This window comes from Pseudomonas sp. SF2, assembly GCF_036858055.1.
Classification (GTDB): Bacteria; Pseudomonadota; Gammaproteobacteria; order Pseudomonadales; family Pseudomonadaceae; genus Aquipseudomonas.
This window is the reverse complement of record NZ_JAMBDI010000008.1, coordinates 1-11373: the sequence shown is the minus strand read 5'-3', so window position 1 is coordinate 11373 and position 11373 is coordinate 1. Positions and strand designations below refer to the sequence as shown.

The 11373-nt window shown below is 64.3% G+C and carries 12 protein-coding genes; 2 read left to right on the top strand and 10 right to left on the bottom strand.

The genetic code is table 11. The features are described from left to right. Positions 1 to 42 precede the first annotated feature (42 nt). Complete coding sequence (locus M2S36_RS05505) at positions 43 to 1455, bottom strand: purine-cytosine permease family protein (RefSeq protein WP_063913672.1); 1413 nt, start codon at positions 1453 to 1455, stop codon at positions 43 to 45. A gap of 414 nt (positions 1456 to 1869) precedes the next feature. Continuing rightward, complete coding sequence (locus tag M2S36_RS05500; RefSeq protein WP_015270735.1) at positions 1870 to 2322, bottom strand: Lrp/AsnC family transcriptional regulator; 453 nt, start codon at positions 2320 to 2322, stop codon at positions 1870 to 1872. Positions 2323 to 2434: 112 nt separating this feature from the next. Here M2S36_RS05500 and M2S36_RS05495 point away from each other — a divergent pair, with 112 nt between their 5' ends. After that, a complete protein-coding gene (locus M2S36_RS05495; RefSeq protein WP_333956822.1) occupies positions 2435 to 3049 on the top strand; it encodes a LysE family translocator in 615 nt (204 codons plus the stop codon). A gap of 94 nt (positions 3050 to 3143) precedes the next feature. Continuing rightward, the gene (locus M2S36_RS05490; RefSeq protein WP_207838123.1) at positions 3144 to 3776 is read left to right on the top strand and encodes a LysE family translocator; all 633 of its coding nucleotides are present in this window, start codon (positions 3144 to 3146) and stop codon (positions 3774 to 3776) included. 4 nt (positions 3777 to 3780) lie between these two features. Here M2S36_RS05490 and M2S36_RS05485 read toward each other — a convergent pair whose 3' ends face one another. The 8 genes from M2S36_RS05485 to M2S36_RS05450 form a co-directional block, all read right to left on the bottom strand. Next, on the bottom strand, positions 3781 to 5562 hold the full coding sequence (locus tag M2S36_RS05485) for an ATP-binding protein (RefSeq protein ID WP_333956821.1): 1782 nt from the start codon (positions 5560 to 5562) through the stop codon (positions 3781 to 3783). A gap of 183 nt (positions 5563 to 5745) precedes the next feature. Then, on the bottom strand, positions 5746 to 6309 hold the full coding sequence (locus M2S36_RS05480; RefSeq protein ID WP_207838127.1) for an NUDIX hydrolase: 564 nt from the start codon (positions 6307 to 6309) through the stop codon (positions 5746 to 5748). Positions 6310 to 6330: 21 nt separating this feature from the next. Next, on the bottom strand, positions 6331 to 7077 hold the full coding sequence (locus M2S36_RS05475) for a GntR family transcriptional regulator (protein ID WP_063913667.1): 747 nt from the start codon (positions 7075 to 7077) through the stop codon (positions 6331 to 6333). Positions 7078 to 7167: 90 nt separating this feature from the next. After that, on the bottom strand, positions 7168 to 7557 hold the full coding sequence (locus M2S36_RS05470; protein ID WP_207838129.1) for a carboxymuconolactone decarboxylase family protein: 390 nt from the start codon (positions 7555 to 7557) through the stop codon (positions 7168 to 7170). A 142-nt stretch (positions 7558 to 7699) separates the two neighbouring features. Beyond that, positions 7700 to 8185, bottom strand: coding sequence for a flavin reductase family protein (locus M2S36_RS05465; protein ID WP_112252637.1), 486 nt, complete (start codon positions 8183 to 8185; stop codon positions 7700 to 7702). Between the two features lie 12 nt (positions 8186 to 8197). Continuing rightward, positions 8198 to 9679 (bottom strand): aldehyde dehydrogenase, encoded by a 1482-nt coding sequence (locus tag M2S36_RS05460; protein ID WP_207838132.1) that lies wholly within the window; start codon positions 9677 to 9679, stop codon positions 8198 to 8200. After that, positions 9676 to 10509, bottom strand: coding sequence for an alpha/beta fold hydrolase (locus M2S36_RS05455; RefSeq protein WP_207838135.1), 834 nt, complete (start codon positions 10507 to 10509; stop codon positions 9676 to 9678). The genes M2S36_RS05460 and M2S36_RS05455 overlap by 4 nt, the downstream gene beginning before the upstream one ends. A gap of 68 nt (positions 10510 to 10577) precedes the next feature. Further along, positions 10578 to 11174, bottom strand: coding sequence for an amino acid synthesis family protein (locus M2S36_RS05450; RefSeq protein WP_003258678.1), 597 nt, complete (start codon positions 11172 to 11174; stop codon positions 10578 to 10580). Positions 11175 to 11373: the final 199 nt, after the last annotated feature.

Here is an 11373-nt window from a genome sequence, read left to right as displayed (position 1 = left end):
GTGGGAGCGGGCAAGCCCGCGAAGAGGCCGGTACAGGTTGAATCAGTGCCCCATGGCCACCTTGGCACTCATCTGCCGGCGACGGTAGGCACTGTCACGGCTGGCCAGCCACCAGTACAGCGGCGAAGTGATCGCCAGCCCCACCAGCCACGACAGGTCAGCGCCGTTGATATGCTCGGAAATCGGCCCGACATACAGCGGCGTGTTCATGAACGGGATCTGCACCACGATGCCCACCGCATAGGCGATCAGCGCCTGCGGGTTGTAACGCCCGTAGATGCCGCCATCGACCTGGAAGATCGACTGGATGTCGTAGTCACCCTTGTGAATGGCATAGAAGTCGATCAGGTTGATCGCCGTCCACGGCACCAGCACCACCAGCAGCACCAGCACCATGTCGACGAAGTGGCCGATGAAGTCCGCCGAGGCGAACACCGCCACCACGCAGCAGGCCGACAGCACGATCAGCGACAGCACGGCACGGCTCTTGGCGGTAGGGATCCAGCGGTAGGCGAAGGTTTGCACCAGGGTGATGATCGACAGCACCGCACCATACAGGTTGAGGGCGTTGTGGCTGATTACGCTGAGCAGGAACAGCACCAGCATGATCGGGCCGAGGGTACCGGTGGCCAGCTTGACGGCGTCCATGGTGTCCATGCCGGCCGGGATCGCCAGCACCGCCACGGCGCCGAAGATGAACGACAGGCTCGAACCCAGGGCCGAGCCCAGGTAGGTAGTCCAGAACGTCGAGCTGACCTTCACGTCCGCCGGCAGGTAACGCGAGTAGTCCGACACATACGGCGCAAAGGCGATCTGCCACAGCGCCGCCAGCGACACGGTGGCCAGCCAGCCGGCCAGGTTGAACCCGCCGCGGGTGAGGAAGTCGTCGCTCTGCACGTGGCTGAAGATGTAGCCGAAGCCGACCACGATACCGATACCCAGCACCCAGGTGCCGATGCGGTTGAGCACGTGGATGAAGCGGTAGCCGATGATGCCGATGATGCCCGAGCCCAGCGCACCGATGACGATGCCCACCGGTACCGGTACGGCATCGACCACACCGTGCAGCGACTTGCCGGCGAGGACGATGTTGGAGGCGAAGAAGCCGATGTACATGACCCCGGCAATCACTACCACCAGCAGCGCACCAAGCGAGCCGAACTGGGCGCGGCTCTGGATCATCTGCGGGATGCCCATCTGCGGGCCTTGGGCCGAGTGCAGCGCCATCAGTACGCCACCGACCAGGTGGCCGACGAGGATGGCGACGATGCCCCATACCAGGTTCAGGTGGAACAGCTGCACACCCAGTGCGCCGGTGACGATGGGCAGCGGCGCGATGTTGCCGCCGAACCACAGTGTGAACAGATCCCTTACCTTTCCATGGCGGTCTTGCGGGGGCACGTAGCCGATCGTGTGTTTTTCTATGAGGGGTGCCGAATTGGCTGCACTGGTCATGACTGACTCCAAGGCAAGGTAGGGCATCGGGAACTGCCCGGGGGCGTGCCGGCGAAGGGCGACGCGTTCTTGTTGGAGCGATGATGCGGGGCGCGGGGATAACGAGAAATTAGTAAATATGTGCCCATAAACCTTAAAAAACCTAAGGCTGACAAAAGGTTAAGCGGGGGACGGTTGCAAGGAGGGTGCCACGGGGCGGGAGGGCTTGGGCTAGAGGGGTTTGGGCCTTGTGGAGGCGAGAAACTGTGTGCTTTGGTGGGGCGCCGTGCGCGTTTTCAGGGCAGATAAAAAGGTCGCCTGTACCGGCCCTTTCGCGGGTGAACCCGCTCCCACAGGTACTGGCATGACTTGATGTCAATGCGGTCGAGGTGGGAGCGGGTTTACCCGCGAAAGGGCCGGCACTGTAGGAAACACCTACATCGGCAATAACCGATCCTGAATCACCTCTTTCATCACCAGGGTCGAACTCAACCGCTTCACATTGGGAATGCTGGTCAACTGCTCGTCATACAGCTTCTGGAACGCCGGCAAATCCTTGGCCACCACATGCAGCAGGTAATCCGGGTCGCCAAACAGCCGCTGCGCCTCGACGATCTGCGGGATCTCGGCCAGCGCTGCTTCAAAGTCCGCTACCGGCTGGCGGGTGACCTCGCGCAGGGTCACGAAGACCAGCGCGGCAAAGTTCAACCCCAGGGCGCTCGGTGCCAAGCGGGCGTGATAGCCAAGAATCGCGCCGGATTCCTCTAGTGCCTTCAGGCGCCGATGGCAGGGCGACAGGCTGAGCCCCACACGGTCAGCGAGTTCGGTCACCGATAGCCGACCATCTTTTTGCAGCTCGGCAAGGATTTTTCGATCTGTCCTGTCCATTGAAAAGGATCTTCCAGTCATTGAGGGCTGGTGGGGAATATACGAAAGAAAATCCCTCGGCGGAATCCGTAATCTTTCGTCATCGCAAAGCAGTGGAAAAAGGAAGATTCAAGTGGCTCTCAGTGTTCTGACGGCGTTTTGGGCCGTGTCGATGCTGTTCGTGATTACCCCCGGAGCGGACTGGGCCTATGCCATTTCGGCCGGCATGCGCGGGCGCTGGGTAATGCCCGCGGTGGCGGGGATGTTGTCAGGGCATTTCCTCGCGACCCTGGTGGTGGCAGCCGGGGTCGGCAGCCTGCTGGCCGGCCACCCGCTGGCGCTGACCTTGCTGACCCTGGCGGGGTGCAGCTACCTGTTGTGGCTGGGTGGCAACCTGTTGCTGAGCCCGGCATTGCCGGCTGCCGGGCAGGATGGGGCGGGGGAGTCGGGTTCGCACTGGGCATTCAAGGGTTTTTGCGTCAGCGGCCTGAACCCGAAAGTGTTCCTGCTGTTCCTGGCGCTGTTGCCGCAGTTCACCGACCCGCACTCCAGCTGGCCGGTGCCGTTGCAGATCTTGCTGCTGGGCCTGGTACACCTGTGCAGCTCGCTGGTGATCTACTCGCTGGTCGGCTATGGCGCCAAAGCCGTGCTGAGCACCCGGCCGGGGGCGGCGAAGCTGGTTGGCCGGGTGTCGGGGGTAGCGATGATCACGGTGGCCCTCGGCTTGATAGCCGGCCAAATGGGTTGAATGCATTGGCCTCATCGCCGGCAAGCCAGTACAGACGACAGACCAAGCCTCGGATAAACTCGCACCACTTCAACGCACATCCAGGACGTGCTCCATGCCCGAAACCACGCAACTGCTCACCTTCGCCCTTATCTGCCTCGGCATGGTCCTGACCCCAGGGCCGAACATGATCTACCTGCTCTCCCGTTCGATCTGCCAGGGACGCAAGGCCGGGTTGATTTCGCTGGGTGGCGTGGCCCTGGGTTTCGTCATCTACATGTTCTGCGCCGCGCTGGGCATCACCGCCCTGGTGATGGCTGTGCCCTTTGCCTACGACGTGCTGCGCATCGGTGGCGCGCTGTACCTGTTGTACCTGGCCTGGCAGGCACTGCGACCGGGTGGCCGTTCGCCGTTCCAGGTACGCGACCTGCCGGCCGACAGCCCGCGGCGGCTGTTCACCATGGGCTTTGCCACCAGCCTGCTCAACCCCAAGATCGCCGTCATGTACCTGTCGCTGATGCCGCAGTTCATCGAGCCGGGGCATGGCAGCGTGCTGCTGCAGTCGCTGGTGTTGGGGTCGACGCAGATCGCCATCAGCGTTTCGGTCAATGCACTGATCGCGATCATGGCCGGATCGATCGCCGTGTTCCTCGCTGGTCGCCCTTTGTGGCAGCAAGTTCAGCGCTGGTTGATGGGCACGGTGTTGGCAGGTCTGGCCGTGCGCATGCTGGCCGAAGGGCGGCGCTGACCATCTAGGTCGCAGGCGGCGGTTCCTGGGGCAGGTACAAGGTAAAGGTGGTGCCCTGGCCGACGACACTGCTCACCTGCACATCGCCCCCGGACTGCTTGGCAAACCCGAACACTTGCGACAGCCCGAGCCCGGTGCCTTCACCTGGTGCCTTGGTGGTGAAGAACGGGTCGAAGATGCGCTCGAGCAGTTCGTCGGCAATGCCGACACCGCTGTCGCTCACTGAAATCGCCGCGAACGGGCCCGGCTGTGGTGCCTGGCCGCGCAGGGCAGGCAGCCGCTGGTCGGCCTGCAGGCGCAACTGCAAGGTGCCTTCGCCGGCCATTGCATCGCGGCCGTTGAGCATCAGGTTGATTACGGCGGTTTCCAGCTGGTTGAGGTCGGCGCGGATATGGCAAGGCGCCTGTGGCAATTGCAGCTCGACCTGGATCCGCGCACCGGTGGCGGTGTCGAGCATGTCGGCCATGGCCTCCAGCCGTGGCCCTGCCTCGAACACTTGCGGGCTCAGGGCCTGGCGGCGGGCGAAGGCCAGCAACTGGCCGGTCAGCTTGGTACCGCGCTCGACGGTGTCGGACATGGTCTTGAGGTAGCGTTCGCGGCGCTGTGCGTCGAGGTTGGGGCGCTGCAGAAAGTGCAGCGACGAGCGAATGATGGTCAGCAGGTTGTTGAAGTCATGGGCCACGCCGCCGGTCAGCTGGCCGATGGCTTCAAGCTTCTGGGTCTGACGTAGCACGGCTTCGGTGTGCAGCAACTGGGTGGTGCGCTCGTCCACGCGCTGTTCGAGGGTGGCATTCAGCGCCTCCAGTGCAGCCATGGCCTCGCGCACTTCGGCGTGGGCCTGCACCCGCTGGATATGCGCCCAGGAGCGCTCGGTGACTTCGCTGATCAGCGCCTGTTCATAGTGGGTCCATTTCCGTGGCGTCTTGTCGTGGATGGCCATCAGCGCGGTCAATCGGCCGCTCTTGATCAGGGGCATGCAAATGGTCGCGGTAATGCCGATGGCCTGGAAGCTGGCAGCTTCCTCCGGGGGCAGCTCGCTCAGGTTGTCCTGGATGACCAACGGCAGGCCACTGCGCAGTCGGCCGAGCGCCAGCTTGCCGAAGTCCTGCAGCTGGTAGCGGCCCAGCAGATGCGGCGAGCCGGGCGCCACGGCGTCACCGCAGATGGTGAAGCCATCTTCGTCGGGGTCCATCACCGCATAGCCGCAACTCGACAGTTGCAGGTGCTCGACCAGCATGCGCGTGGTAATGGCGAGGATCTGGTCCGGGTCGGTGGCGTCGGCCACGGCACGGCCCAGGTCGTCGAGGAAGTTCAGGCGCTGGTTGGCGAGCACGCTGGCGGTGGTTTCGGTGACCGTGTCGAGCATGCCCAGCACCTTGCCGTCATGGTCGCGGATGGGGCTGTAGCAGAAGGTGAAATAGGCCCGTTCGGGGCTGCCGTTGCGGTCGATGATGAGCGGGAAGTCTTCAATGTATACCGCCTCGCCGGCCAAGGCGCGGTTGGCCATGTGGCCGATGTCGGCCCAGGCTTCCTGCCAAACGGCGCGGAAGGGGATGCCCAGGGCTGAGGGCTTTTGCCCGAGAATCTGCGAGAACGCGTCGTTGTGCAGGGTGAGCAGGTCGGGGCCCCAAAGCACGGCTTGTGGGAAGCGCGAGGCCAGGCACAGGGCCAGGCTGGTCTTGAGCGGGTCGGGCCACTGCTGCAGCGGGCCCAGCGGGGTGGCGGCCCAATCGTGATTGCGGATGCGTTCGGCCATCAGCCCGCCGCCGTCTAGCCATTTTGCCATGTGCTCTGCTGGTCCTTTTGCATAAGGCCTTTAGGGTGCATCCAGAATAGACGTTTGGCGAGCGTTTTGGGTGGCTGTACCGGCCTCTTCGCGGGTAAACCCGCTCCCACAGGGATAGCACATTGCTCAAGGTGTGCACCCTACCTGTGGGAGCGGGTTTACCCGCGAAGAGGCCGGCCCAGGCTAGCGAATGAAGTGCACCTTGCCAGTGTCATCATTGCCCATGTAGATGCCATAAACCCCGGCCTGCCGCTCGAGGATGTAGCGCTCGAGAATTTGCCGGATTGCCGGGTAATAGATTTCGTCCCACGGGATCTCGTCCGGCTCGAAGAACCTGTATGTCAGCGTTTCCGCCCCGTACTGCCCGGTTTCCTCGGTGGCGATGGCGCGGAAGATGATGTACACCTCGCTGATCTTCGGCACGCTGAAGATCGAGTACGGCGAGACGATTTCGGCGCGTACGCCGCTTTCTTCCCAGACCTCGCGCAGGGCCGCCTGCTCGGTGGTCTCGCCGGCCTCCATGAACCCGGCCGGCAAGGTCCAGGTGCCGGGGCGCGGCGGGATGGCGCGCTGGCAAAGCAGGTACTTGCCATCACGCTCGATGATGCAGCCGGCGATGATCTTCGGGTTGACGTAGTGGATATAGCCGCAGCCGTTGCAGTGCAGGCGTTCGTGGGTGTCGCCTGTGGGAACGCCCCGGGCCAGTTCCTTGGTGCAGTGCGGGCAGTAGCGCGGGGCGGTGGGCATGATCAGTGGCCTATGGGTGGCTTATATGCGTGGATCCTTCAGAGCCAGGGGCTCGACCATGTCGCGCACCTTGACGTTGTCATCCTGCTTCTGGCGCAGGTAGTCCAGGGCCACCTTGGCGGCGGCACGGACGTGGTCGACCGAGGCCTGGTGGGCCACCAGCGGGTCGCCGCTCTTGATCGCCTCGACGATCTTTTCCATTTCGCGGTTGCTGGCGCCGCGGCGGTTCTCCTGCGACACCGAGGTGGCGCGCAGGTAGCTGATGCGCGCCTGCAACTGGCGCAGCTGCTGGGCCGCCACCTGGTTGCCGGAGCCTTCCAGCAGCACATCGTAGAAACCTTGTACCGAATCCAGCACCTGTTGCAGCTCGCCTTCTTCGAGGGCTTCGCGGTTAACCTCCAGCGCACGCTCCAGGGCACGGATGTCCTTGGCCTTGGCGTTGAGGGTGAACAGTTGCACGATCAGGCCTTCGAGCACGCAGCGCAGCTCGTAGATGTCGCGGGCGTCTTCCAGGGTGATGATGGCCACGCGCGGGCCCTTGGCGTCGGCGAATTCCACCAGACCTTCGGATTCCAGATGGCGCAGGGCTTCACGCACCGAGGTGCGGCTGACGCCGAGGCGGTCGCAGAGGTCGCGCTCGACCAGGCGATCGCCTGGCAGCAGGTGGAAGTTCATGATCGCGGCGCGCAGCTTGTCGAGCACGATTTCGCGCAGGGTAACGGGGTTGCGGTTGACCTTGAAGCTGTCGTCGAGTGGCTGGCGTTTCATCAAGTGCGCTCTTAAAGAGGCTGCCCGGCCGCAACCGCAAGAGCACCACGAACCTGGGGTGCTCCTTGCGTGGGTTCGAACAGCCCGGTGTTAACGGGTTGGCTCCGCATCGGCTTCAGCGAACGCTTCGCGGGCCAGGCGGAAGCTGTCCACCGCCGCGGGCACGCCGCAATAAATGCCGACCTGGAGCAGGATCTCGCGAATCTGTTCACGGCTCAGGCCATTACGCAAGGCGCCGCGAATGTGCAGCTTGAGCTCGTGGGGCCGGTTGAGCGCGGAAATCATGGCCAAGTTTATCATGCTGCGCTCTTTGAGCGACAAGCCTTCGCGGCCCCAGACGTGGCCCCAGCAGTATTCGGTGACCAGTTCCTGCAACGGCCTGGTGAAGTCGTCGGCGTTCTGGATCGAGCGGTTGACGTAGTCCTCGCCCAGCACCTGGGTACGGATCTGCAGGCCTTTTTCGTACTTTTCATTGCTCATGTGCAGTACTCCGGAATGAAACAGGGTCATCGGTGTCGGGTTCTTCGCGGGCTTGCCCGCTCCCACAGGTACTGCACAGGTTTCAGCACCTATGCGATCCCTGTGGGAGCGGGCGAGCCCGCGAAGAAGCCAATGAGGTCTATCAGCCCAGCGGGGGCAGGGCGCCCAGCTTGCCCTTGTGGTAGACCATCGGGGTCACCGGCTCGGCCGGCAGCACCAGGTTCTTCACCGCACCGACGATGATCGCGTGGTCACCGCCGTCGTACTCGCGCCACAGTTCGCACTCGATGATCGCCGTGGCCTTGGCCAGCAGCGGGTTGCCCAGCTCGCTCAGGTGCCAGTCGATGCCGTTGGCCTTGTCCTTGCCCTTGCCGGCGAAGGCATAGGCCTCGGCGGTCTGGTCGGCGGACAGCAGGTGAATCGCGAACTGCTTGCTGTCACGCAGGATCGGGTAGGTGTCGGAGGCGTAGTTGGGGCAGAACAGCACCAGCGCCGGGTCGATCGACAGCGCGCTGAACGCGCTGGCGGTGATGCCGACGATGCCACCGTCGGCGTCGAGGGTGGTGACCACCGTGACGCCGGACGGGAAGGAGCCCATCACGTCTTTGTAGATGCCTGGTTCGATCATGGGCGCAATCTCCTAGCGCATGACAAAGGGATCGGGCATAGGCGCGGTGGACAGGTTGATCCACACCGTCTTCAGCTCGGTATAGGCCAGCACCGAATCGATGCCGCTTTCACGGCCGTAGCCGCTGTTCTTGAAGCCACCGATCGGCGCCATGGCCGACACGGCGCGGTAGGTGTTGACCCAGATGATCCCCGAGCGCACGTCGCGGGCCAGGCGGTGGGCGCGGCCCAGGTCGCGGGTCCAGATGCCGGCGGCCAGGCCGAACTGCGAGTCGTTGGCGATGGCCAGGGCCTCTTCCTCGGTCTTGAAGCGGATTACCGCGGCAACCGGGCCGAACACCTCTTCCTGCATGATGGTCATCGAGTTGCTGTCGCACTCGAACAGGGTCGGCTCGTAGAACCAACCGTCACCCTCGACCTCGGCACGCTTGCCGCCCATGTGCAGCTTGGCGCCTTCGGCCTTGGCCGCAGCCACCAGGCCTTCGACCACGGCCAGCTGTTGCGCGGTGGCCATAGGGCCCATTTCGCTGGCGTCGTCCTGCGGGTTGCCGATGCGGATGCGCTTGGCGCGGGCGATCAGGCGCTCGACGAACACGTCGAAGATCTCGTCCTGCACCAACAGGCGCGAGCCGGCCACGCAGCTTTGCCCGGAGGCGGCATAGATGCCGGCCACGGCGCCGTTGATGGCGCTGTCCAGGTCGGCGTCGGCGAAAATGATGTTCGGCGACTTGCCACCCAGCTCCAGTGACAGCTTGGCGAAGTTCTCGGCGCTGCTGCGTACCACGTGACGGGCGGTGGCGGCGCCGCCGGTGAAGGCGATCTTGCGCACCAGCGGGTGACGGGTGAGCGCCGCGCCGGTGCTGGGGCCGTAGCCGGTGACCACGTTGACCACACCGGCCGGGAAGCCGGCCTCGAGGGCCAGGCGGGCCAGTTCGAGGATGGTCGCCGAGGCGTGCTCGGACGGCTTGAGCACGATGGTGTTGCCGGCGGCCAGGGCCGGGGCCAGCTTGATTGCGGTGAGGTACAACGGGCTGTTCCACGGGATGATCCCGGCCACCACGCCGATCGGCTCGTGCACGGTGTAGGCGAACAGGTCGGGCTTGTCCAGCGGCAGGGTGCCGCCTTCAAGCTTGTCGGCAAGGCCCGCCGTGTAATGGAAGAACTCCGGCAGGTAGCCGACCTGGCCGCGGGTTTCACGGATCAGCTTGCCGTTGTCACGGCTTTCCAGCTGGGCCAGGTGTTCCTTGTTTTCGGCAATCAGGTCACCCAGGCGACGCAGCAGTTTGCCGCGCGCGGTGGCGGTGATGCTGCGCCATTCCTTGCTGTCGAAGGCACGCTGGGCGGCCTGCACGGCCAGTTCCACATCGGCTTCGTCGGCGTCGGGCAGTTGCGCCCAGGCCTGGGCGGTGGCCGGGTTGAGGCTGTCGAAGGTCTTGCCGCTCTGGGCATCGCGCCATTGGCCATCGATGCACATCTGGAAACGAACGAGGGTCATGCAACAATCCCCTTGGCGGATTCGGTGAGGGTGCGGGCTTGCGCGAGGAAGTCCAGCAGCATCTTGTTGACTTCACGCGGTGCTTCCACCGGCATCATATGCCGTTGCTCGGCAAGGACCACGCTGTGCGCGCCAGGAATGCTGGCGGCGAGCTGGCGGGTCATGGCCGGGGTGGAGCCCGAGTCGAGCTCGCCGGTGGCGATCAGCGTCGGCACCTGGATGCTGCCCAGGTCGGCGGCGCGGTACATGTCCTGGGTGGCGAACAGCGAATAGGTGGTGTGGTAGCCCTGCGGGTCGTTGCTCGCCAGCACCTGGCGAATGGCGGCGACCTGCGCCGGGTTGGCAGCCTTGTATTCACGGCTGAACCAGCGGTCGAGCGCGGCGTCGACGTTGGCGTCGGGGCCCAACTGCGCAGCCTGGGCGGCGCGGGCGATAACGCCGGCACTCTGCTCGGGGGTGCGGTTGAACACGCTGTTGAGCACTACCAGTGCAGCCAGGCGCTGCGGGTAGTTGAGGGCGAACGCCCGGGCGACCAGGCCGCCCATGGAGAAGCCGATCACGGTGGCTTGGGCGATCTGCAGGTGGTCGAGCAGTTCGGCGAGCTGTGCGGCATAGCCTTCCAGGCCGATGTCGGCGGGCGGCAGCGCGCTCTGGCCGTGGCCAAGCATGTCGTAGGCGATGACGCGGTAGTCGTTGGCCAGGCCAACGAACTGACCGCCCCACATTTCCTTGTTCAGGCCCACGCCGTGTATCAGTACCACGGGTTGGCCCTGGCCGACGGACAGGTAGCTGGTGCCGGCGGGGGTGCGTTCAGCGACAGGCTGAATCATGGAGGGCGCTCCTTGAAGGTCGGGCGCGGCGGGTAAGCACGCCACGCCCCGGCCCGTCTTGGTTGTTGTTATTGAGCGTTGGCTTTTTCGGCAGCCAGTTCTTCCAGGTCGATGTAGCGGTTGCCGATGCGCGGGTGCAGGCGGCCGCCGTCGGAGGCGCCCAGGACCACGACGATTTCATCGGCGCGCGGGGCGTCTTCGATCTGCATTTCCAGGGTGATGTAGTGCGAACGCAGGCCTTCGTCGTCCTTCTGCATCATCGGGATCTGGATCGAGGTGCCCGGGCCACCGCGCTTGTTGGTGAAGCTCAGGTAGCTCTTGGCCTGTACCGCTTCGCGGTAGTGGTTGCCGAAGCGCAGGGTGTGGATCACCGCCGAGGCGTGTTCGATTTCGCCGTCGGCGCCGACGACTGCGGCCTTGCCGTAGGCTTCGATCTTGTCGGCGCCGCCGATGGCAGCTGTCAGGCGCTCGACCATCAGGGCACCCAGGTCCGAGCAGTTGGCGCGGATTTCCGGCTTCAGATCCTCAACGAAACCGCGACCGGCCCATGGGTTCTTGATCACCACGGCCAGGCCGACCATGGTCACCGGCTTGTCGGTGGCCTTGCCGCCTTCGATGCGGGTCTCTTCGGAGTAGGTGACGATCTTGCGGATTTCGAAACTCATGGGTGGCTCCTGGTGAGGGTTATCAGCTCTTGCTGTCTGATGGTATACCATAATATTTGTTGTGCAAGAGGTGGCTGGAAATTTCTCTTGCGAGGGGACGAAAGGTGGGGCGCGCGTTGGGTATGCCGCGGGTTTTGTGGTGTGTGAAAGATCGAGCGCCTCCCGCGCGGCGCATCGCGAGCGAAGCTCGCTCCTACAT

Excerpts from the sequence above, each read along its gene's own strand:
- M2S36_RS05485 (WP_333956821.1), bottom strand. The coding sequence starts at position 5,562 with ATGGCAAAATGGCTAGACGGCGGCGGGCTGATGGCCGAACGCATCCGC.
- M2S36_RS05505 (WP_063913672.1), bottom strand. The coding sequence starts at position 1,455 with ATGACCAGTGCAGCCAATTCGGCACCCCTCATAGAAAAACACACGATC.
- M2S36_RS05500 (WP_015270735.1), bottom strand. The coding sequence starts at position 2,322 with ATGGACAGGACAGATCGAAAAATCCTTGCCGAGCTGCAAAAAGATGGT.
- M2S36_RS05475 (WP_063913667.1), bottom strand. The coding sequence starts at position 7,077 with ATGAAACGCCAGCCACTCGACGACAGCTTCAAGGTCAACCGCAACCCC.
- M2S36_RS05470 (WP_207838129.1), bottom strand. The coding sequence starts at position 7,557 with ATGAGCAATGAAAAGTACGAAAAAGGCCTGCAGATCCGTACCCAGGTG.
- M2S36_RS05480 (WP_207838127.1), bottom strand. The coding sequence starts at position 6,309 with ATGCCCACCGCCCCGCGCTACTGCCCGCACTGCACCAAGGAACTGGCC.
- M2S36_RS05450 (WP_003258678.1), bottom strand. The coding sequence starts at position 11,174 with ATGAGTTTCGAAATCCGCAAGATCGTCACCTACTCCGAAGAGACCCGC.
- M2S36_RS05465 (WP_112252637.1), bottom strand. The coding sequence starts at position 8,185 with ATGATCGAACCAGGCATCTACAAAGACGTGATGGGCTCCTTCCCGTCC.
- M2S36_RS05460 (WP_207838132.1), bottom strand. The coding sequence starts at position 9,679 with ATGACCCTCGTTCGTTTCCAGATGTGCATCGATGGCCAATGGCGCGAT.
- M2S36_RS05490 (WP_207838123.1), top strand. The coding sequence starts at position 3,144 with ATGCCCGAAACCACGCAACTGCTCACCTTCGCCCTTATCTGCCTCGGC.
- M2S36_RS05455 (WP_207838135.1), bottom strand. The coding sequence starts at position 10,509 with ATGATTCAGCCTGTCGCTGAACGCACCCCCGCCGGCACCAGCTACCTG.